This window comes from Streptomyces sp. col6 (assembly GCF_008042035.1).
Lineage (GTDB): Bacteria > Actinomycetota > Actinomycetes > Streptomycetales > Streptomycetaceae > Streptomyces.
Window position 1 is genome coordinate 1374340 of sequence record NZ_RDBL01000006.1, and the last position, 24890, is coordinate 1399229.

The window sequence follows — 24890 nt, forward strand, 5'->3', positions numbered from 1 at the left end:
TTGTCCCAGTGGAATCCGGACTGTTAGACATGGCCCTGTTGTTCTGCAGCATTTCTTTTCCATGCTTGTTCCGTCATTTCATTGAGGGTGAGTAGCTGTGTCTGACCTTCCGGGCGCCCTTCTGCCGTTGACCGCTGCCCAGTCGGGCGTCTGGTACGCGCAGCAGTTGAATCCGCGGAACACGATCTTCAACATCGGTGAGTTCCTGGAAATCAGCGGCCCGGTCGACGCCGCCCTCTTCGAGACAGCGCTCCGGCACGTCGTCCGCGAGGCCGACACACTGCGTCAGCGCTTCGTCGACACCGAGGCCGGCCCCGCCGCCCGCGTCGTCCCCGCCGACACCCTGGACTGGGGACTGCACGTCGTCGACGTCAGCGGCGAGAGCGACCCGTGGGCGGCGGCCCGCGCCTGGATGGACGAGGACTTCGCGCGGCCCCTGGACCCCGAGCACGACCAGCTCTTCCTCTTCGCCCTCTTCAAGCTCTCCGAGGATTGCCACCTCTGGCTGCACCGCTACCACCACCTGCTGCTCGACGGGTTCACCGTCAACCTGGTCGTCCACCGCACCGCCGCCGTCTACTCGGCGCTGGTGGCCGGCGAACCGGTCCCGGCGACCCCGTTCGCCCCCCTGGCACAGCTGCTGGACGAGAAGGCCGCGTACCGGGACTCCGAGCGCTTCGGCACCGACCGTGGCTACTGGATCGACCGGCTCAAGGACTGCCCCGAGCCGGTCAGCCTCTCCGGCGCGCAGCCCTCCCTGGCCACCTCCCTGGTCCGGCGCACCGCACGGCTGGACCCGCTGGAGACCGACCGCCTGCGCACCCTGGCGAGCGAGGTCTCCGTCACCTGGCCGCCCGCCCTGATCGCCGCCGTCGCCGCCTGGATCCAGCGCCTCACCGGCGAGCCCGAGATCGTGCTCGGCCTGCCCGTCTCCACCCGCCTCGGCAAGCGCGCCCGCAGCGTTCCCGGCATGGTCTCCAACGTGCTGCCGCTGCGGGTCGCCGTCCGGCCCGGGATCACCGTCGAGGAGCTTCTGCACGAGGTCTCGGCGGAGCTGCGCGCCGCGATGAAGCACCAGCGCTACCAGTTCGAGGACCTGCGCCGGGACCTCGGCATGCTCGCCGACGACCGCCGGCTCGTCGGCCCGCACGTGAACATCATGATCCTCGACTACGACCTCACCTTCGGCGGACACCCGGCCCGGCCGCACAGCCTCTCCATCGGCCCGGCCGACGACCTCTCGTTCCAGGTGTACGACCGGGGCACCGGCGGCGGACTCCAGATCGACTTCGACGCCAACCCCGACCACTACACCGACGAGGACCTGGGCGCGTACCTGGACACGTTCCTCGGTTTCCTCGACGCCCTCGGCACGGCCGAGCCCGGCCGGCGCGTCGACTCCCTCGCCCCGGACACCGGCCGCCCCGCGCCCCCGCGCGACTCCGCCGCGCGGACGCGGACGACCGCCGCCGACCCGGCCGGCGGCGACACCGGGGCCACCGAGACCGTCGCCCCCCGTACCCCCGAGGAGGAGGCACTTCGCGGCCTCTTCGCCGACGTCCTCGGCCGTGACGTCCACTCCGTCCACGACAACTTCTTCCTGCTGGGCGGCAGTTCTCTCCAGGTCACCCGGCTCGTCGGCCGTATCCGCAAGGAGCTCGGCGCCGAACTCACCCTGCGCACCGTGTTCGAGAACGCCACGGTCGCCACCCTCGCCGAGGCGCTCGGCCTCGCCGCCGGCGCCCGCCAGGCCCTCACCGCCCGCACCCGGCCGGAACCCCTCCCGCTGTCCGCCGCGCAGAACCGGCTCTGGTTCCTCAACCAGATGGAGAGCGGCGACACCTCGTACAACGACGGGCTCGTCGTCGAACTGACCGGCCGCCCGGACACCGACGCGCTGCGCGCCGCCCTCGCCGACGTCGTCGCACGCCATGAGAGCCTGCGCACCGTCTTCCAGGTCCGGGACGGAGTCCCGTACCAGCACGTGCTTCCGGCCGCCGACGCGCGCCCCCACCTGACCGTCACCGCGACCGCCGCCGACGCGCTCGACCGCGCGCTCACCGACGCGACCGCGCGCGGATTCGACCTCGCCACCGAACTCCCCATCAGGGCAGACCTGTTCACCGTCGCCCCGGAACGCCATGTCCTGCTCGTCGTGGTGCACCACATCGCGGGCGACGGCTGGTCGGTCGCCCCCTTCACCCGCGACCTGAGCCTGGCCTACACGGCCCGGCTCGACGGCATCGCCCCGGAGTTCGCACCGCTGCCGGTCCAGTACGCCGACTACACCCTCTGGCAGCAGGATCTGCTGGGCGACGAGACCGACCCGCGCAGCGTCCTCGCCCGGCAGATCGCGCACTGGAAGGACACCCTCGCAGGCCTGCCCGAGGAGCTGGCCCTCCCCGCCGACCGGCCCCGCCCGGCGGTCGCGAGCCACCGGGGAGGCCACATCGGCCTGCGGCTCACCGCGCGGACGCACGAGCGCCTGACCACCCTCTCGCGGGAGAGCGGCGCGAGTGTCTTCATGGTCGCCCAGGCCGCGCTGGCCGCCCTGCTGGGCCGGCTCGGCGCCGGCGACGACATCCCCGTCGGCACCGTCATCGCCGGCCGCACCGACGAGGCGCTGGACGACCTGGTCGGCTTCTTCGTCAACACCCTGGTGCTGCGCACCGACCTGTCGGGCGACCCCACCTTCCGGGAGCTGGTGGAGCGGGTCCGGGAGGCCGACCTGGCCGCGTACGCCCACCAGGACGTGCCCTTCGAGCGGCTGGTCGAAATCCTCAACCCGGTGCGCTCGATGGCCCGGCACCCCCTCGCCCAGGTCACCCTCGCCCTGGAGGACAACGCCGCACCCGTCCTCGATCTGCCGGGGCTGACCGCGACGGCCCGCAACCTGGAGACCGACACCGCCAAGTTCGACCTCTCCTTCCGGCTGGGGGAGCGCTTCACCGACGACGGCCGGCCCGCGGGTGTCGAGATCCGGATCGAGTACGCCCTCGACCTCTTCGACCCCGCGACCGCGCGCACGATCGGTGACCGTTTCCTCCGGCTCTTCGAGGCCGTCACCACCGCCCCCGACACCCGCGTCGGCGCCGTCGACGTGCTCTCCGCCGACGAGCGGCACCGCACCCTCGTCACCTGGAACGACACCGCGCGGGACGTTCCGTACGCCACCACCCCGGAGCTCTTCGCCCACCAGGTCCGCAGCACCCCCGACGCCACCGCCCTCGTCTTCGAGGACACCGCGTTGACCTACCGCGAGCTCGACGACCGCGCGGCACGCCTGGCCCGGCTCCTCCACGAACGTGGCGTCCGGCGGGGCGACCGCGTGGCCGTGGCGCTCGGCCGCTCGGCCGGTACGATCGTCTCCCTCCTCGCGACGATGAAGGCGGGCGCAGCCTACGTACCGGTCGACCCTGCCTACCCGGCCGAGCGGATCGCGTACATCCTCGGCGACGCCCGCCCCGCCCTCGTCCTCAGCGACACCGCACACCGGACCGCCCTGCCCGACGACGGGCCGGGGCTGCTGCTTCTCGACGACACGCAGCTCCCCGCCCACGGCCTCGACCCGGCCCTCCTCACCCCGCTCGACGCCGCGTACGTCATCTACACCTCCGGCTCCACCGGCCGCCCCAAGGGCGTTGTGGTCAGCCACACCGGCGTCGCCAGCATGGCCGTCGCGCACCGCGAGGCGTTCGGCGGCGGCGAGGGCCACCGGGTGCTGCAGTTCTCCTCACCCAGCTTCGACGCCTCGATCTGGGAGATCCTCGCCACGCTGCTCTGCGGCTCCACCCTCGTCCTCGCCCCGGCCGAACGGCTGGCCGCCGGCGAACCCCTCGCCCGGCTCCTCGCCGACCAGCGCGTCACCCACGCCACCCTGCCCCCGGTCGTGCTCGCCGCCATGGGCGACGCCCGACTCCCCGACGGCATGAGCCTGGTCACCGCCGGTGAGGCGTGCTCCCCGGAACTCGTCGCCCGCTGGTCCGAGGGCCGCCGCATGGTCAACGCCTACGGCCCCACCGAGTCGACGGTCTGTGCCAGCATGAGCGCCCCCCTCCGGCCCGGCGCCGGCGCGCCCCCGATCGGCCGCCCCATCACCAACACCCGCGTGTACGTACTGGACGCCTCCCTCCAGCCGGTGCCCGCCGGCGTCCCCGGAGAGCTGTACCTCACCGGCGCCGCCCTCGCCCGCGGCTACCTCGGCCGACCCGGACTGACGGCCGAACGCTTCACGGCCGACCCCCACGGCGCCCCCGGCGCCCGCATGTACCGCACCGGCGACCTCGTCCGGTGGACGGACGACGGCGAACTGCACTACCTCGGCCGCGTCGACGACCAGGTCAAGATCCGCGGCTTCCGCATCGAACTCGGCGAGATCGAGGGCGTCCTCCTCGGGCACGACAGCGTCGCCCAGGGCACCGTCGTCGTCCGCGAGGACCGCCCCGGCGACAAGCGCCTCGTCGCCTACGCCGTCCCCGCCTCCGGCACCGCCGACCCCGCCGAACTGCGGGCGCACATCGCCGCCGCGCTGCCCGACTACATGGTCCCGGCCGCCGTGCTCCTGCTCGACGCCCTGCCGGTGACGACCAACGGCAAGCTCGACCGCAGGGCACTGCCCGCCCCCGACTTCGCCGCATCCGGCGAGGGCCGGGCCCCGCGCACCCACCGCGAGAACCTGCTGTGCGGCCTGTTCGCGGAGGTCCTGGGCCTGGAACGGGTCACCGTCGACGACAGCTTCTTCGACCTGGGCGGCCACTCGCTGCTCGCCACCCGGCTGATCAGCCGCATCCGGTCGGCCCTCGGTGTCGAACTCACCGTGCGCGCCCTCTTCGAGACGCCAACCGTCGCGGCGCTCGCCGCCGTACTCGACGACGCGGAGGGCGCCCGCGAGCCGCTGCGCCCGCGTGAGCGGCCCGCCGAGATCCCCCTCTCGCACGCACAGCGCCGGCTCTGGTTCCTCGCGCACCTGGAGGGCCCCAGCGGCACCTACAACCTGGGCCTCTCGCTACGGCTGCGCGGAATCCCCGACCCGGCCGCGCTGGAGGCCGCGCTCGCCGATGTGACGGTGCGTCACGAAGCGCTGCGCACCTTGTTCCCCGACGTCGACGGACGCCCCCGCCAGCTGGTCCTGGATGCCTCGGACCCGGCGGCCCGGCCCCGGCTGCACCGGACCGACGCCACCGCCGAGACCCTTGACGACACCCTGGCCGCGATCGCCGCCGAGGGCTTCGACCTGGTCCACGGGATACCGGTCCGCGCCCACCTGGTGACCGTCGCACCCGATGACCATGTGCTGCTGGTCGTGGTGCACCACATCGCGGGCGACGGCTGGTCCCTCGCACCCCTGGCCCGCGACCTGGGCGAGGCCTACGCGGCGCGTGCGGGCGGTGGTGCGCCGGAGCTGGTGGCGTTGCCGGTGCAGTACGCGGACTACACGTTGTGGCAGCGCGACGTGCTGGGTGACGAGGCCGACCCGGCCAGTGAATTGTCGCGTCAGGTGGATTACTGGCGTGGGGTGTTGGCGGGGTTGCCGGAGGAGTTGGTGCTTCCGGTGGACCGGCCGCGTCCGGCGGAGATGAGTTACCGGGGCGACACCGTCCCCTTCCACATCCCGGCCGCACTCCACACCCGGCTCGGTGAGCTGGCCCGCACCACGGGCACGAGCCTCTTCATGGTCGTCCAGGCCGCCCTGGCCACCCTGCTGCACCGCCTCGGCGCCGGCACCGACATCGCCCTGGGCTCGCCCGTCGCGGGCCGCACGGACGAGGCGCTGGACGACCTGGTCGGCTTCTTCATCAACACACTCGTGCTGCGCACCGACGTGTCGGGCGACCCGACCTTCGCCGAACTCCTGGACCGCGTGCGGGAGACGGATCTCGCGGCGTACGCGAACCAGGATGTGCCGTTCGAGCGGCTGGTGGAGGTACTGAACCCCGAGCGCTCCATGGCCCGCCACCCGCTCTTCCAGGTCTCGCTGCAACTGCAGAACATCCCGTCGGCCGACCTGGAACTCCCCGGCATCGAGGTCAGCCGGCAGCCGGTCCGCCTGGACACGGCGAAGTTCGACCTCTCCTTCACCCTCGCCGAGACGTCGGAGGGCATCGAGGGGAGCGTGGAGTTCGCGGTCGATCTGTTCGACCGGGTGTCGGTGGTGGGTGTGGTGGAGCGGTTGGTGCGGGTGTTGGAGGTGGTGGCTGCTGATCCGGGGGTGCGGGCTGGTGGTGTGGAGGTGCTGTCGGGTGCCGAGCGGGGTTTGGTGCTGGGGGAGTGGGCGTCGTCGGGGCGTGTGTGTGAGCCGGTGACGTTGCATGGCTTGTTCGAGCGGTGGGTGGAGCGGACGCCGGATGCGGTCGCGGTGACGGGCGACGGGGGTGTGGCCCTGTCGTATGCGGAGCTGGAGGTGCGGGCGAATCGGCTGGCGCATTGGTTGCGTGGTCAGGGGGTTGGTTCTGAGGGTGTGGTGGCGTTGGTGCTGCCGCGTTCGGTGGACATCGTCGTGGCGCAGTTGGCGGTGCTGAAGGCGGGTGCGGCGTATCTGCCGGTGGACCCGGAGTATCCGCAGGACCGGATCGATTACATGCTCGCGGACGCGTCCCCGGTGCTGGTGCTGCGTGAACTTCCCCGTATCGAAGATGAGGTGACTGTTTCGCGGCCCGAGGTGTCGGTGCGTGCGGACAGTGCGGCGTATGTGATCTATACGTCGGGTTCCACCGGGCGCCCCAAGGGTGTGGTCGTCTCACATCGGGGTATCGCCGGGTTTGCCGCAGGGCTGGTGGAGCAATGCGAAGCGGGCCCGGAGAGTCGGGTGTTGCAGTTCGCGTCTCCGAGTTTCGACGCGTCCGTGCTGGAGCTGGTGATGGCGTTCGGCTCGGGTGGTGCGTTGGTGGTTCCGCCGCCGGGTCCGCTGGCCGGGGATGTGCTGGCGAAGGTGCTCGTCGAGCGCGAGGTGTCGCACGCGCTGATCCCGCCGGCCGCGCTGGCGAGTGTTCCGGACGGGGAGTTCCCTCTGTTCCGGTCGCTGATCGTGGGCGGCGACGCCACTTCGGCCGAGCTGGTGGACCGGTGGGCGCCGGGCCGTCTGATGGTGAACGCCTACGGCCCGACGGAGTCGACCGTGGCGGCGTCGATGTCGGGCCGTCTGGTGGCAGGTTCGGGTGTGCCGCCGATCGGTGGCCCGGTGCCGGGGACACGTACGTATGTCCTGGACGATGCGTTGCGTCCGGTGGCACCCGGCGTGGCAGGCGAGCTGTACGTGGCCGGCTCCGGCCTCGCCCGTGGGTATCTGGGCCGTCCGGGCCTGACCGCCGAGCGGTTCGTGGCCGACCCGTTCGGTCCGGCGGGCTCGCGGATGTACCGCACGGGTGACGTGGTGCGCTGGTCCCGCAAGGGCGAGCTGGAATACCTCGGCCGTTCCGACGACCAGGTCAAGGTCCGAGGCTTCCGCATCGAGCTCGGTGAGATCGAAACGGTCCTCGCCCGTCACGAGAGCGTGGCCCGGGTCGCCGTCGTCGTCCGCGAGGACCGGCCCGGCATCAAACGCCTCGTCGCCTACGTCGTACCGGCCACCGACCCGGCTCCGGCCGTGGATGTGCTGCGCCGACACGTGGCCACTGTCCTCCCCGACTACATGGTGCCCTCGGCCTTCGTCTCCCTGGACGCCCTCCCGCTGACCGTCAACGGCAAGCTCGACCGCAAGGCGCTTCCCGCGCCGGAGTACGCCGGTGCCGGCGAGGGGCGGCAGCCCCGCACGCCCCGGGAAGAGCTTCTGTGCGGGATCTACGCCGAAGTCCTCGGACTCGACGCGGTGGCCGCCGATGACAGCTTCTTCGAGCTGGGTGGCGACAGCATTGTGTCGATCCAGTTGGTGAGTCGGGCGCGGCGTGCGGGGTTGGTGTTCTCGGCGCGTGAGGTGTTCCAGCACCGGACGCCGGAGGCGTTGGCCGTGGTGGCGGGTGTGGTGTCGGCCGAGCGGGTCGAGGAGCCGGGTGCGGGTCTGGGTTCGGTGGTGGAGACGCCGATCATTGGGTGGTTGCGTGAGCTGGGCGGCCCCGTGGACGGGTTCAGCCAGACGATGCTGGTACGCACGCCGGATGGGATCACGTACGAAGGGCTGGAGTCGGCGCTTCAGGCCGTGCTGGACCGTCATGACGTGCTGCGTTCACGCCTGGTCCGTGGTGACGACACGTGGGGCCTGGAGGTGGCCGCACCGGGCGCGGTGCGGGCCGGGGACGTACTGCGCCGGGGCGAGGGCGAGATCTCGGACGGGGCTCGCGCGGCGCAGGGCCGTCTTGCGCCGGATGCGGGTGTGATGGTGCAGGCGGTGTGGTTCGAGGATGTGGGCCGACTGCTGCTGACTCTTCATCACTTGGTGGTGGACGGGGTGTCGTGGCGGGTGCTGCTTCCGGATCTGGCGCGTGCGTACGAGGGTGCGGAGCTGGAGCCGGTGGGGACCTCGTTCCGCCGCTGGGCCCAGGAACTGCACACCCTCGCCGAGGACAGGGCAGACGAACTCCCTTTCTGGGAAGACGTGCTGAGCGACGAGGACGCCCCGATCGGTGCCCGTCGCCTCGACCCGGAGGTGGACTCGGCCGCCACGGTCCACCACCTCTCTCTCACCCTGCCGACCGATGTCACCGCTCCTCTGCTCGCGCGAGTCCCGGCGGTGTACCGGGCGGGCGTGAACGACGTACTGCTCACCGCGTTTGCCGCAGCCGTTGCCGAGTGGCGGGGCTCAGGATCGCGCAGTGTGCTTGTCGACCTGGAGGGCCACGGCCGCGAGGACATCGTCCAGGGTGCGGACACCTCCCGGACGGTGGGCTGGTTCACGAGCATGTTCCCGGTCCGCTTGGACGCGGGGGAGCCGGGTGACTGGGGCGGTGCGCTGAAGGCCGTCAAGGAACAGCTTCATGCCCTGCCGGACAACGGCATCGGCTACGGCCTCCTGCGCTACCTCAACCCCGAGACCGCACCCAGCCTCGCTGAACTCCCCACCGCTCAGATCGGGTTCAACTACCTGGGCCGGTTCGACGCCCGCGACGGCCAGGACGCCGACTGGGCACTCACCTCCGACGCCGAGCTGGGCGACGGCCGCGACCCGGGTATGGGGCTCACCCACGCGCTCGACCTCAACGCGGTCACCCTCGACGACCAGGACGGTCCGCGCCTGGTCGCGGACTGGTCGTGGCCGGCGGCGCTGTTCTCCGAGGACGAGGTACGGAAGCTGGCGGAGGGCTGGTTCGCCGCACTGCGTGCCCTCGCCGCCCACGCGGCCGACCCCGGTGCCGGCGGGCTCACCCCCTCCGATCTGCGTCCCCTGGTCACCCTGTCCCAGGAGCAGATCGACCGCCTGGAGAGCGAACACGGCCGGCTCACCGACGTACTGCCTCTCTCTCCCCTCCAGCAGGGACTTCTCTTCCACGCGGTGTACGACGAGCAGAGCCACGACGTCTACACCGTCCAACTCGCCCTCGATATCGAGGGGCCCCTCCGCGCGGACGCCGTGCGGGCCGCTGCGCACACCCTGCTCGCCCGCCACGGGGGACTGCGTGCGGCGTTCCGGCACGACGGACTCGACGCGCCGGTCCAGGTCATCCCCGCCGGCTTCGAACTCCCCTGGCAGGAGCTGGACCTCAGTGACCTCCCGGCCGAGGACCGCGAGCCGGAGCTGCGGCGCTGGATGGCCGAGGACCGCACCGCGCGTTTCGACGCCGCCCGGCCCCCGCTGATGCGGTTCGCTCTGCTCAGGACCGGTGCGGAGCAGCACCGCCTGGTCGTCACCAACCACCACATCCTGCTCGACGGCTGGTCCATGCCGGTCCTGGTCAAGGAGCTGCTGGCGCTCTACAACAGCTCCGGTGACGGCTCGGCCCTGCCCCGCGTCACCCCCAACCGCGACCACCTCGCCTGGATCGCCGCCCAGGACCGTACCGCTGCCGAGACCGCCTGGCGGCAGGTGCTCGACGGCCTCGACGGGCCCACCCTGGTGGCCCCCGCAGGCCGTGACGGCAGCCCTGCCGCCCCCGGCCGCCTCCTCGTCGACCTGCCCGCCGACCTCACCGATCGGCTCACCGCACTCACCCGCGCGGGCGGCGTCACCTTCAACACCCTGCTCCAGGCGGTGTGGGCGATCGTGGTGGGTCAGCTGACCAGTCGTCAGGACGTGGTCTTCGGCGGTACGGTCTCGGGCCGCCCGCCGCAGGTCCCCGGCATCGAGTCCATGGTCGGGCTCTTCATCAACACCCTGCCCGTACGCGTCCGGCTGGATCCTGCCGAGACGCTGGGCGCCCTGCTCGAACGGCTCCAGGACCAGCAGGCCGGCCTCATGGACCACCAGTACCTCGGCCTGACCGACATCCAGCAGGCGACCGGTTACGGTGAACTCTTCGACACGCTGGTCGTGTTCGAGAACTACCCGCTCGACGCGGACGTCCTGGACATCGGCGGCGGTCTGTCGGTCACCGGGATCGAGGGCCACGACGCCACCCACTACCCGCTCATCCTGACCGCCGTCCCCGGTGAGCGCCTTCAGCTGCGGCTCGACTTCCGTACCGACCTCTTCGACGCCGCGGCGGCGGACACCCTGATGGGCCGGCTCGTCCGGCTGCTGGAGGACGCGCCCGCCCGGTACGAGACTCCCGTCGCCAGGATGTCGCCGCTCGGCGCAAAGGAGCGGCACCAGCTGCTGGTCACCTGGAACGACACCGAGCAGAACGAGGCCGGCGACCGCCCGGTCCCCGCGCTCTTCGCCGAACTCGCGGCCTGGTCCCCGTCCACCGACGCCGTCGTCCACGACGGGGGCACCCTCTCGTACGGGGAACTCGACGCGCGCGCCAACCGGCTGGCGCACCGCCTCGTCGCGGCCGGGATACGGCCCGAGGACCGGGTCGCGCTGCTCATGGAGCGCTCGCCCGACCTGGTGGCGGCCGTGCTGGCCGTCCTCAAGGCCGGCGGCGTGTACGTACCGCTCGACCCGCGCTTCCCCGACTCCCGGGTCCGGCACATCCTCGCCGAGACAGGCGCCCGGGTGCTGCTCACCGACCCCGGCGCACCCGACCGTGCGGCGGCGCCCGACCTGACCGTGATCGAGGCGGGCCCGGCCCTGACCGCGTCCGACGCGCCCGCGCACGACCCCGCCGTCCCGGTGCACCCGGAGCAGCTGGCGTACGTGATGTTCACGTCCGGCTCCACGGGCGTGCCCAAGGGCGTCGGGGTCACGCACCGCGACATCGCCGCGCTGGCCGCCGACCGGAGGTTCGAGTTCGGGCACGACCGGGTCCTGCTGCACTCACCGGCCGCGTTCGACGCCTCCACGTACGAGATGTGGGTGCCGCTGCTCGGCGGTGGCCAGGTCGTCGTCGCCGCCCCCGGTGACCTCGACGCGGTGCGGCTGCGCGAGACCGTCACACGGCACGGTGTCACCGCGCTCTGGCTGACCGCCGGGCTCTTCCGGCTGATCGCTGAGGACGGCCCCGGCAGCCTCGGCCGTCTCGGCCAGGTGTGGACCGGCGGTGACGTGGTGCCCGCCGCCGCCGTCGCGCGGGTGCTGGAGGCCTGCCCGGGGCTCGTCGTCGTCGACGGCTACGGCCCGACCGAGACCACCACCTTCGCCACCACGTACACGATCAGGAGCGCGGCCGAGACCCCGGCCGGCATCCCCATCGGCCGTCCCCTCGACTCCATGCGCACTTATGTGCTGGACGCCGGGCTCAATCCGGTGCCGGTGGGTGTGGCGGGAGAGCTCTATCTCGCGGGCGCCGGACTGGCCCGTGGGTATCTGGGCCGGCCCGGTCTGACCGCTGAGCGTTTCGTGGCCGATCCGTTCGGGTCGGTGGGGGAGCGCATGTACCGCACGGGCGACCTGGTGCGGTGGAGTACGGACGGGCAGATCGAATACCTGGGCCGTACCGACGACCAGGTCAAGGTGCGCGGATTCCGCATCGAACTCGGCGAGATCGAGGCCGCGCTGGCGGAGCACGCCGACGTCGCACAGGCGACCGTCATGGTCCGTGAGGACCGGCCGGGGGACCAGCGGATCGTCGCCTATGTCGTCCCGTCGGGCGCCACCGCCGACCCGGCGGACCTGCGCGCGCACGCCGCCGGCCGGCTGCCCGAGTACATGGTCCCGTCCGCCTTCGTGACGCTCGACGCGCTTCCCCTGACCGCCAACGCGAAGGTCGACCGCAGGGCCCTGCCCGCCCCCGACCTCGGTGTTTCCGGTACGGGACGCGCGCCCCGCAACGCGCAGGAGGAGATTCTCGCGGCCCTCTTCGCCGAAGTGCTCGGCCTGCCCGGCGTCCTTGTCGACGACAGCTTCTTCGACCTCGGCGGACACTCCCTGCTCGCCACCCGGCTGGTCAGCCGTATCCGCGCGGTCTTCGGCGCCGAACTCGCCGTCCGAACCCTGTTCGAGGCGCCGACGGTCGCCCTGCTCGCGGAGCGCGTCACCGGCGCGAACCGGGCCCGCAGGGCCCTGACCGCCCGGGAACGGCCGGAGGAGGTCCCGCTGTCCCCGGCGCAGCGCAGGCTCTGGTTCCTGAACCGTTTCGAGGGCCCCGGCGCCACCTACAACCTGCCCTTGGCGCTCCGCCTCACCGGGGCGCTCGACCCGGACGCCCTGCGGGACGCGCTCGGCGATGTGGTCGTCCGCCACGAGAGCCTGCGCACCGTCTTCCCCGAGGTCGACGGCCGGCCCCGCCAGCTCGTCCTGCCCGCCGAGGTGTCCCGTCCCGGCCTGCCCGTCACCGCGGTCACGGCGGCCGGACTCGACACGGCGCTCGCGGAAGCGGCCGGGGAGGGCTTCGACCTCTCCGTCGAACCGCCCCTGCGCGCCCGGCTGTTCCAGGTGACCGACGCCGCCGGATCCGGCACGGACCATGTGCTGCTGGTGGTGCTGCACCACATCGCGGGGGACGGCTGGTCCCTGGCCCCGTTCGCCCGCGACCTCGGCTTCGCCTACGACGCGCGGCACAGCGGCACGGCACCCGCCTGGGAGCCGCTGCCCGTCCAGTACGCCGACTACACCCTGTGGCAGCGCGAGGTCCTGGGCGACGAGAACGACCCGACGAGCCCGCTGGCCCGGCAGATCGACCACTGGCGGACCACGCTCGCGGGACTCCCCGAGGAACTGGTGCTGCCCACCGACCGGCCCCGGCCCGCCGAAACGAGCTACCGGGGCGGGAGCGTCCCGCTGCGGCTGCCGGCCGAGGTACACGAGCGCATCGTGGCCCTGGCCCGCGAGAGCCATGTCAGCGTCTTCATGGTCGTCCGGGCCGCGCTGGCCGCGCTGCTGGGCCGGCTCGCCGCCGGCGACGACATCCCCGTCGGCAGTGTCATCGCCGGCCGCACGGACGAGGCGCTGGACGATCTGGTCGGGTTCTTCGTGAACACGCTGGTGCTGCGCACCGACCTCTCCGGTGACCCGACGTTCCGGGAGCTGGTGGAGCGGGTCCGCGAGAACGACCTGGCCGCCTACGCCAACCAGGACGTGCCCTTCGAGCGGCTGGTCGAAATCCTCAACCCGGTTCGCTCGTCCGCCAGGCACCCCCTGTTCCAGGTCATGCTGGCCTTCCAGAACAACGCGGAGGCGACGCTCGACCTCGACGGGCTGCGGGCCGCCGCCCACCACGTCCCGATCGCGGCCTCCCGGTTCGACCTGCTGTTCTCCCTGGAGGAGACCTTCGCCGCCGACGGTGGTCCGGCCGGACTCCGGGGCGTCGTCGAGTACGCCGCCGACCTCTTCGACCCCGGCACCGCCGAGGCGCTCGGCGACCGCCTGGTGCGGCTGCTGGACGCCGTGACCGCCGACCCCGGCGCCCGCATCGGCTCCGTCGACCTCCTCACCGGCGACGAGCGCCACCGGCTGCTCACCGAGTGGAACGACACCCACCGGGACGTGGCCCCGGCCACCGTGCCCGCGCTGTTCGAGGCCCAGGCCGCCCGGACGCCCGGCAACCCGGCGGTGGGCCACGCGGGCACCGAACTCACCTACGCGGAACTCGACGCACGCGCCGACCGCCTCGCCCGGCTGCTCATCGACCTGGGCGTCGGACCGGAACAGCTCGTCGCCCTGGCCCTGCCCCGTTCCGAGCAGATGATCGTCGCCCTGCTCGCCGTCCTGAAGTCCGGTGCCGCCTATCTGCCGGTCGACCCCGGATACCCGGCCGACCGCATCGCGTTCATGCTGGACGACGCCCGGCCCGCCCTCGTACTCACCACCGGCGAGGCCGCCGCCGTACTGCCCGGTGACACCCGGCGTCTGGTGCTCGACGGGCCCGAACTCGCGGACAGGATCGCCGGGTTCCCGGACACCGCTCCGTCCGACGCGGACCGGGTCCGGCCCCTGGTGCCGGACCACCCCGCGTACGTCATCTACACCTCCGGCTCCACCGGCCGCCCCAAGGGTGTGGTCGTCGCCCATCGCAATGTCACCGACTTCGCGGCCTGGGCGATCGCCGGCATCGGCCGCGACCGGCTCTCCGACGTGCTCGCCGCGACCTCGCTGAACTTCGACGTCTCCGTCTTCGAGATGTTCGGCCCGCTGCTCAGCGGCGGACGCATCGAGGTGGTGCGGGACATCCTCGCCCTCCTGGAGACCAGTGCCCGCACCTACAGCATGATCAGCGCGGTGCCCTCGGCGCTCGCCCACACCCTCGGGCAGGACCCCGAGGCCCGCGTCGGCGCCGGCCTGGTCGTGCTCGCGGGCGAAGGGCTCACCGCCCACACGGCCGACACCATCCGCGCTGCCGTCCCCGGCTGCACGCTCGCGAACATCTACGGACCCACCGAGGCCACGGTGTACGCCACCGCCTGGTTCACGGACACCGACACGGACCGCACCCCGCCGATCGGGCGGCCGCTGCACAACACGCGCACCTATGTGCTGGACGCCGGGCTGAATCCGGTGCCGGTGGGTGTGGCGGGAGAGCTGTATCTCGCGGGCGCCGGACTGGCGCGGGGATACCTGGGCCGGCCGGGTCTGACGGCCGAGCGTTTCGTGGCTGATCCGTTCGGGTCTGCGGGCGAGCGCATGTACCGCACGGGCGACCTGGTGCGGTGGTGCACGGACGGCCAGATCGAGTACCTGGGCCGTACCGACGACCAGGTCAAGGTGCGCGGATTCCGCATCGAACTCGGCGAGATCGAGACCGTACTCGCCCGCCACAAGGCCGTCGTCCGGACCGCCGTCGTCGTCCGCGAGGACCGGCCGGGCGATCGCCGGATCACCGCCTACACCGTCCCCGCCGACGGCAGGCAGACCGACCCGGCCGAGCTGCGCGCCCATGTGGCCGCCGCCCTGCCCGAGTACATGGTCCCGTCCGCGTTCGTGACCCTGGACGCCCTGCCGCTCAACCCGAACGGCAAGCTCGACCGGCGCGCCCTGCCCGCACCCGTCCTCGGTTCCGCCACCGAGACCGGCCGGGCGCCGCGCACCGAGCAGGAGGCCGCCCTCTGCGAGGTCTTCGCCCAGGTGCTCGGTGTGGAACGGGTCTCGGTCGACGACAGCTTTTTCGACCTCGGCGGACACTCGCTGCTCGCCACCCGTGTGGTCAGCCGGGTCCGCACCCTGTTCGGCGCGGAACTCTCCGTCCGCGCCCTGTTCGAGACCCCGACCGTGGCCGGCCTCGGCGAGCGGGTCGGTGACGCGGCCGGCGCCCGCCGGGCCCTGACCGCCCGCTTCCGCCCGGAATCCGTTCCGCTCTCGCCCGCCCAGCGGCGGCTGTGGTTCCTCAACCGCTTCGAGGAGCGCAACGGCACCTACAACCTCCCCCTCGCGGTGCGCCTCACCGGCGAGCTCGACGCGGACGCGCTGCGGTCCGCCCTGGCCGATGTCGTCGCACGCCACGAGAGCCTGCGCACCGTCTTCCCCGACACCGACGGCAGGCCGCGCCAACTCGTCCTGCCCACGGACGAGGTGACCCCCGAGCTGACCGTGCTCGACCTCGACCCGGCGGCCGTGGCACGGGCGGCGGCCCAGGACTTCGACCTCGCCACGCAGATCCCGGTCCGGGCCACGCTCTTCCGGGCCTCGCCCGCCGAGCACCTGCTGCTCATCGTCGTCCACCACATCGCGGGCGACGGCTGGTCCATGGCCCCGCTCGCCCACGACCTGGGCGAGGCCTACGACGCGCGGCACGCCGGCACCGCTCCCGCCTGGGAGCCGCTGCCGGTCCAGTACGCCGACTACACCCTGTGGCAGCGCGAGGAGCTGGGCGACGAGAACGACCCCGACAGCGGCCTCGGCCGGCAGATCGCCTTCTGGCGCCACACCCTCGGTGCCCTGCCGGAGGAGCTGGCGCTTCCCCTGGACCGGCCCCGCCCGGCCGAGATGAGCTTCCGGGGCGACACCGTGCCCCTGGAGATCCCGGCGGCGGCGCATGCCCCGCTGGCCGAGCTGGCCCGTACGAGCCGGGCGAGCGTCTTCATGGTGGTCCAGGCGGCCCTGGCCGCGCTGCTGCACCGCCTCGGCGCCGGTACCGACATCCCGATCGGCTCGCCCGTCGCCGGCCGCACCGACGAGGCGCTGGACGATCTGGTCGGGTTCTTCGTGAACACGCTGGTGCTGCGGACGGACGTGTCGGGCGACCCGACCTTCCGTGAACTCCTGGGCCGGGTACGGGAAACCGACCTCGCGGCCTACGCCAACCAGGACGTGCCGTTCGAGCGCCTGGTGGAGGTGCTGAACCCCGAGCGCTCCCTGGCCCGCCACCCGCTCTTCCAGGTGATGCTGTCCTTCCAGAACAACGCGGAGGCCACGCTCCAGCTGGACGGCCTGCACGTCGCTCCCGAGCAAGTCACTGTGGACGGGGCCAAGTTCGACCTCTCCTTCCAGCTCGCCGAGACCTTCGGTGCCGACGGCGCGCCCGCCGGCATCGGCGGCCGGGTCGAGTACGCCACGGACCTCTTCGACCGCGAGACGGCACAGGACCTGGCGGCCCGCCTGGTGCGCCTGGTCGGCGAGCTGGTCGGCGACCCGGACCGCAAGCTGTCCTCGGTGGACGCCCTCACGGCCGCTGAACGCCACCGCATCCTCGTCGAGTGGAACGAGACGGCCCGCGAGGTCCCGGTGGCGACCCTGCCGGAGCTCTTCGAACGGCAGGCCGCGCACACCCCCGACGCCACGGCCCTGGTGGCCCGCGACGGCCGCCTCACCTTCGCCGAGCTGGACGCCCGCGCGAACCGGCTGGCCCGCCTCCTGCGCCGGCACGGCGTCGGCCCCGAGCAGTACGTCGCCGTGGCGCTGCCGCGTACGACCGACCTTGTGGTCGCCGTGCTCGCCGTCACCAAGGCGGGTGCCGCCTACGTGCCCGTCGATCCGGCGCACCCCGTGGACCGGACCGCTCTCCTGCTCCAGGACGTCGGCACCTCCGCCGTGCTCACCGCCGCCGGAACCCGGGACGCCCTCCCGCACGACCGCGGCGGCCACCACATCGGCCTGGACGACCCCGAGGTCGTCGGGGCCCTGCGCGAACTGCCCGGCACACCTCTCGACGACGCCGGACGGACCGTCGCGCTGCGGCCGGACCACCCGGCCTACGTCATCCACACCTCCGGATCCACCGGCCGCCCCAAGGGCGTCGTGGTCGCCCACCGCAGCCTCGTCAACCTGCACCACCACCACTTCGAGGAGCTGTACGCCGCCGAGGTGGCCGACGCGGGCCGCCCGCTGCGCGCCGCCCTCACCGCCGCCGTGTCCTTCGACGCCTCGCTCGACCCCCTGCTGTGGATGGTGGCCGGACACGAGCTGCACCTGATCGAGGACGACGTCCGGCGCGAACCGGAGGCACTGATCGCCTACGTCCGCGCCGCCGGTATCGACTTCATGGAACTCACCTCCTCGTACGCGGAACAGCTCGTCGAGCAGGGACTCGTCCGCGACCCCGGGGCCCGCCCGCGCATCATCGCCCTCGGCGGCGAGGCGGTGAGCCCGGCCCTGTGGCAGGAGCTGGCGGCCACGGAGGGCGTCACCGGGTACAACCTGTACGGCCCCACCGAGGCCACCGTCGACACCCTCACCGCACGCACCACCGACACGGTCCGGCCGCTCATCGGCCGGCCCGTCACCAACAGCCGGGTCCACGTCCTGGACGACGCGCTGCGCCCGGTGGTGCCGGGGGTCGCGGGCGAGCTGTACATCGCGGGTGCGGGACTGGCGCGCGGGTACCTGGGGCGTCCGGGACTGACGGCCGAGCGGTTCGTCGCCGATCCCTTCGGCCCGGCGGGCTCCCGGATGTATCGCACGGGTGACGTGGTGCGCTGGTCCCGCAAGGGCGAGTTGGAGTACCTGGGCCGTTCCGACGACCAGGTGAAGGTGCGCGGATTCCGCATCGAACTGGGCGAGATCGAGACGGTCCTCGCCCGGTACGAGGGCGTGGCCCAGGTCGCGGTCGTGGTGCGCGAGGACCGGCCGGGCATCAAGCGCCTCGTCGCGTACGCCGTGCCGCGCACCGGCGACCTGGACACCGCCGCCGTACGGGCCCATGTGGCCGCCGCGCTGCCGGACTACATGGTGCCCTCGGCCTTCGTCTCCCTGGACGCCCTCCCGCTGACCGTGAACGGCAAGCTCGACCGGCGCGCCCTGCCGGCCCCGGCGCCCACGGGCGGCGGCACGGGCCGGGCCCCGCGCAATCCGCGCGAGGAGACACTGTGCGGCCTCTACACCGAATTGCTCGGCGTGGAGCACGTGTCGCGCGATGACAGCTTCTTCGAGCTGGGTGGCGACAGCATCGTGTCGATCCAGTTGGTGAGCCGGGCGCGGCGTGCGGGGTTGGTGTTCTCGGCGCGTGAGGTGTTCCAGCACCGGACGCCCGAAGCGCTGGCCGTGGTGGCGGGTGTGGTGTCGGCCGAGCGGGTCGAGGAGCCGGGTGCGGGTCTGGGCTCGGTGGTGGAGACGCCGATCATTGGGTGGTTGCGTGAGCTGGGCGGCCCCGTGGACGGGTTCAGCCAGACGATGCTGGTACGCACCCCCGCCGGGGCGACCTATGAGGCGCTGGAGTCGGCGCTTCAGGCAGTCCTTGACCGTCATGACGTGCTGCGTGCGCGCCTGGTCCGAGGCGAGGAGACGTGGGGTCTGGAGGTTGCTGTACCGGGCGCGGTCCGGGCCGGGGACGTGCTGAGCCGGGGCGAAGGGGACATCTCCCTCGCTGCGGCAGCTGCTCGGGATCGTCTCGCGCCGGATGCGGGCGTCATGGTCCAGGCGGTGTGGTTCGAGGATGCGGGCAGGCTGCTGCTGAGCGTTCACCACCTGGTGGTGGACGGGGTGTCGTGGCGAGTGCTGCTCCCGGATCTGGCGCGTGCGTACGAGGGTGCGGAGCTGGAACCGGTGGGGACCTCGTTCCGCCGCTGGGCCCAGGAACTGCACACCCTCGCCGCCGACCGCGATGCCGAACTCCCGCTCTGGGAAAAGGTGTTGGACGGGACCGATCCGATGATCGGCGCCCGCCGGCTCGACCCGGAGCTGGACACCGCCGCCACCGTGCGGCACCTGTCCCTCACGCTTCCCGCGGATGTCACCGACTCCCTTCTCACAAGGGTTCCGGCGGTGTACCGCGCCGGCGCGAACGACGTGCTGCTGACGGCGTTCGCCGCTGCGGTTGCCGAGTGGCGGGGCTCAGGATCGCGGAGTGTGCTCGTCGACCTGGAGGGTCATGGTCGTGAGGACGTGGTCGAGGATGCGGACACCTCTCGGACGGTGGGCTGGTTCACGAGCATGTTCCCGGTCCGCTTGGACGCGGGGAAGCCGGGTGACTGGGGCGGTGCGCTGAAGGCCGTCAAGGAACAGCTTCACGCCCTGCCGGACAACGGCATCGGCTACGGCCTCCTGCGCTACCTCAACCCCGAGACCGCACCCAGCCTGGCCGAACTCCCCACCACCCAGCTCGGGTTCAACTACCTTGGCCGGTTCGACGCCCGCGACGGCGGAGACGCCGACTGGGCACTCACCTCCGACGCGGACACGGGTGACGGGCGCGACCCGCGCATGCCCCTGACTCACGCCCTGGATCTCAACGCGGCCACACTCGATGACGCCGAGGGCCCGCGTCTGGTCGCGGACTGGTCGTGGCCCGCCGCGCTGTTCTCCGAGGACGAGGTACGCAAGCTGGCCGAGGGCTGGTTCGCCGCACTGCGTGCCCTCGCCGCCCACGCGGCCGACCCCGGTGCGGGCGGGCTCACCCCGTCCGACCTGCGTCCCCTGGTCTCCCTTTCCCAGGAGCAGATCGACCGGCTGGAGAGCGAGCACGGCCGGCTCACCGACGTACTGCCCCTCTCCCCGCTCCAGCAGGGACTTCTCTTCCACGCGGTGTACGACGAAGACAGCCACGACGTCTACACCGTCCAACTCGCCCTTGACATCGAGGGTGCCATCGACAGGGACGCCCTCCAAGCGGCCGTGCGCACCCTGCTCACCCGGCACGGCAACCTCCGCTCCGCGTTCCGGCACGGCGGGCTCGACGCACCGGTCCAGGTCATCCCCACCGGCTTGGAACTCCCCTGGCAGGACGTCGACCTGACGCGCCTGCCCGAGGCCGAGCGCACTGCCGAGGCGGACCGCCTGGTGGCCGAGGACCGGACACGGCGGTTCGATCTCGCCGTGCCTCCGCTGATGCGGTTCACCCTCCTCACGACGGCCCCCGACCGCCACCGGTTCGTCATCAGCCACCACCACCTGCTGCTCGACGGCTGGTCCATGCCGGTCTTCCTGGGCGAGCTGTTCTCGCTGTACGCGCAGAAGGGCGACAGCGCCGCCCTGCCCTCCGTCACGCCGTACCGCGACTACCTCGGCTGGGTCGCAGGCCAGGACCGTACGGCCGCCGAGGCCGCCTGGCGCCAGGTACTCGACGGGCTGGACGAGCCGACGCTCCTCACCGCCCCGGACGCCTCCCGGGAGCCCGTCGTCCCCGGCCGGATACGGGTGGAACTGGGCGAGGAGGAGACCGCCGCGCTGGCGCGGTGGGCCCGGTTGCGCGGGGTCACCGTCAACACCGTGGTGCAGGCGGTCTGGGCCATGGTGCTGGGCCGGCTCACCGGCCGCCAGGACGTGGTCTTCGGCGGTACGGTCTCCGGCCGTCCGCCACAGGTCCCCGGCATCGAGTCCATGGTCGGGCTCTTCATCAACACCCTGCCCGTCCGCGTCAGGACGGACCCCGCCGAGACGCTGGGCGCCCTGCTCGACCGGCTCCAGGACCAGCAGGCCGGCCTCATGGACCACCAGCACCTGCCGCTCGCCGATGTCCAGCGGGCCGCCGGCCAGGGCGAACTCTTCGACTCCCTCGTGATTTTCGAGAACTACCCGCTCGACGCCACCGCACTGCGGAAGTCCGCCGGCGGGCTCGGGATCGTCGGCGGTGACAACCACGAGAGCACCCACTACCCGCTCAGCCTCACCGTCGGACTCGGCCGTTCGCTCGGCCTCGATCTCGCCCACCGGCCGGACGTGCTCGACCGGGAGCAGGTCGAGGAGCTGGCCGCCGCCCTGGCGAGGACCCTGGGCGAGGTCCCCGGCCACGCGGACCTGCCCGTGGGCCGGCTGAGCCTGCTGGCACCGCGCCAGGAGAAGCTGGTCCTCGGCGACTGGGCGGGCACCGTGGACCCGGAGCCCGGCATCCCGGCGCTGACCGAGCTGTTCGCACGCAGGGTGGCCGCCACCCCGGACGCCACGGCGGTGATCGCCGGGACGGAACGGATCGACTACGCCGAACTGGACGCGCGGTCCGACCGGCTGGCGCACCTCCTCGCCGCGCGCGGGGCGGGCCCCGAGCGCTACGTCGCCGTGGCCCTGCCCCGGTCCGCGGAGTTGCTGGTCGCACTGCTCGCCGTCCTCAAGTCCGGGGCCGCCTATGTGCCGCTCGACCCGGAGCACCCCGCCGAGCGGCTGGGCTACGTCCTCGACGACGCACGGCCCTCGCTGCTGCTCACCAACGAGTCGACCGCCGCCGCCCTGCCCGCTTCGGACACGCCGCTGCTGCTGCTCGACACCCCGGAGACGGTCCGCGCACTGGCGGACCTGCCCGCAGGGCCCCCGGACGGCGTCCCGGCCGACGGCCGCAACCCGGCCTACGCCATCTACACCTCCGGATCGACCGGCCGCCCCAAGGGCGTCGTGATCCCGCGCGCCGCCCTGGACAACTTCCTGGCCGACATGGCGGCGCGAGTGCCGATGGACGGTACCGACCGGCTCGTCGCCGTCACCACCGTGTCCTTCGACATCGCGGCCCTGGAGCTCTACCTGCCGCTGCTCGCGGGCGCCGCCGTGGTCGTCGCGGGCAAGGACGAGGTGCTGGACCCGCACGCGCTCGCGGCCCTGATCCGCGACAACGGCGGCACGGTGCTGCAGGCCACGCCCTCCATGTGGCAGACCCTGATCGCCCAGGTCCCCGAAGCCCTCGACGGCCTGCGCATGCTCGTGGGCGGCGAGGCCGTCCCCGGCGCGCTCGCCGAGGCGATGGCCGCGAAGGGCCGGCGCGCGGTCAACGTGTACGGGCCCACGGAGACGACCATCTGGTCCACCACCGCCGAACTCGACGGCACCGCCGGCGCCCCGCCCATCGGCCGCCCGATCCGCAACACCCGGGTCCTCGTCCTCGACGGCGCACTGCGCCCCGTCGCACCCGGCGTCCCCGGCGAGCTGTACATCGCGGGCGCCGGCCTGGCCCGCGGCTACCTGGGCCGTCCCGGACTGAGCGCCGAGAGGTTCGTCGCCGACCCGTACGGGCTGCCCGGGAGCCGCATGTACCGCACCGGCGACCTGGTCCGCTGGGGCCGGGACGGCGAGCTGGAGTACCTGAGCCGTACCGACTTCCAGGTCAAGGTCCGCGGCTTCCGCATCGAGCTCGGCGAGATCGAGTCGGTGCTGGCCAGGCACCCGCGGGTCGCCCGGGTCGCCGTGGTCGTACGGGAGGACCGCCCCGGCACCAAGCTGCTGGTGGCGTACACCGTGGCGGCCGGCGAGACGGCGCCCGACGCGGCCGCACTGCGCGCCCACGCCGCCGCCGAGCTGCCCGACTACATGGTCCCGGCCGCGTTCGTCACGCTGGACGCCCTGCCGCTGAACACCAACGGAAAGCTGGACCGCAAGGCGCTGCCCGCCCCCGACTTCGGGGCCCGCCCCGCCGGACGCGCACCGTCCGGCCCCCGCGAGGAACTGCTCTGCCGGCTCTTCGCGGAGGTGCTCGGGCTGCCCGCCGCAGGAGTGGAGGACAGCTTCTTCACGCTCGGGGGCGACAGCATCACCTCCATCCAACTGGTGGGCCGCGCCCGCCAGGAGGGCCTGGTGCTGACCCCTCGCGAGGTGTTCCGGCACAAGACGCCCGAAGCGCTCGCGTCCGCCCTCGCCGGGACCACGGCCGAGCCGCTTCCGGCCGCCGACCCCGAAGGGGCCGACCCGGCACTCGGAGCGGTGCCCGCCACCCCGATCATCCGGTGGCTGCGGGACCTGGGCGGCCGGATCGAAGGGTTCAACCAGTCCGTGGTGTCACCCGCGCCCGGCGACCTCACCGACGCACAGCTCGCCGCCACGGTCCGGGCCGTACTGGACCACCACGACGCACTGCGCGCCCGGCTGGTCAGGACGGACACCGACTGGTCGCTCCACATCCCGCCGAAGGGCTCCGTCCGGGCCGAGGACATCATCCACCGGGTCGACGTCTCCGGACTCGACGCGGCCGGTACGGCGGCGGCGCTCGACGCGGAGGGCCGCGCCGCGCAGCACAGGCTGGACCCCGACGCCGGGGTGATGATGCAGGTGGTCCGGTTCGACGCCGGCCCCGACCGCGTCGGCAGCCTGCTCCTGATCGTCCACCACCTCGTGGTCGACGGAGTGTCCTGGCGGATCCTGACCCCCGACCTGATGGCCGCGTACGAGGCGGTCGTCGCGGGCCGGGAACCCGTCCTGGAACCGGTGTGGACCTCCCTGCGCCAGTGGTCCCGCGGCCTGACGGCCGCCGCCCGCACCCCCGGGCGCGCCGCGGAACTCCCCGTATGGACCCGGATGCTCGCGGGCCGGCCCGAACAGCCCCTCGGGTCCCGGGCACTGGACCCGGCCCGGGACGTGGCCGGGGTGGCGCGCCAGCTGACGGTGACCCTGCCCGCGGAGGTGACCGGGCCACTGCTCACCAGCGTGCCCACCGCCTTCCGGACCGGGGTCAACGACGTCCTGCTGACCGCGTTCGCCCTGGCGGTGACCGAGTGGAACCGGGGCCGGGGCCGGTCCGCGCATGGCGGGGTCCTGCTCGACCTGGAGGGCCACGGCCGGGAGGAACTCCTCGCGGACGTCCTCCCCGACGCGGACATCTCCCGCACGGTCGGCTGGTTCACCAGCCTCTTCCCGGTCCGGCTCGACCCCGGGGTACCGGAGAGCGACTGGGAAAGCATCAGCTGCGGCGGCCCCGCCGTCTCCCGGGCCGTGGCCGAGGTGGCACGGCAGCTCGCCGAACTGCCGGACAACGGAGCCGGCTACGGCCTGCTGCGCCACCTCAACCCCGAGACGGCGCCCGCCCTCGCGGCCTTCCCCGCACCGCAGATCGGCTTCAACTACCTGGGCCGGTTCGCCGCGGGGGACGACGGGAACGACGGCGACGGCGGACTCGGCGGCAGCGACGACGCCATGCCCGCAGCGCACGCCCTGGAGCTGAACTCGCTCACCCAGGACCGGCCCGACGGCCCCCGCCTGGTCGCCTCCTGGAGCTGGCCCGGCGAACTGTTCACCGAGGAAGAGGTGGCCGCACTCGCCGACGGCTGGTTCCGGGCCCTGCGGTCCCTGGTGATCCGCGCGAAACACCCCGACGCGTACACCCCGCCCCCGGCGGCACCCCAGCACACCGCGGCGTCACTGGCGCCGCTGCTCGACCTCGGCCAGGACGAGATCGACGCATTCGAAGAAGACTTCGGGCTCTGAG

At 72.8% G+C, this 24890-nt stretch carries 1 protein-coding gene; it reads left to right on the forward strand.

Annotated elements, in window-relative coordinates; genetic code table 11:
- Positions 1 to 97 precede the first annotated feature (97 nt).
- Positions 98 to 24889, forward strand: a complete 24792-nt coding sequence (locus tag EAO73_RS10300; RefSeq protein ID WP_147971078.1) for a non-ribosomal peptide synthase/polyketide synthase — start codon at positions 98 to 100, stop codon at positions 24887 to 24889.
- Position 24890 lies beyond the last annotated feature (1 nt).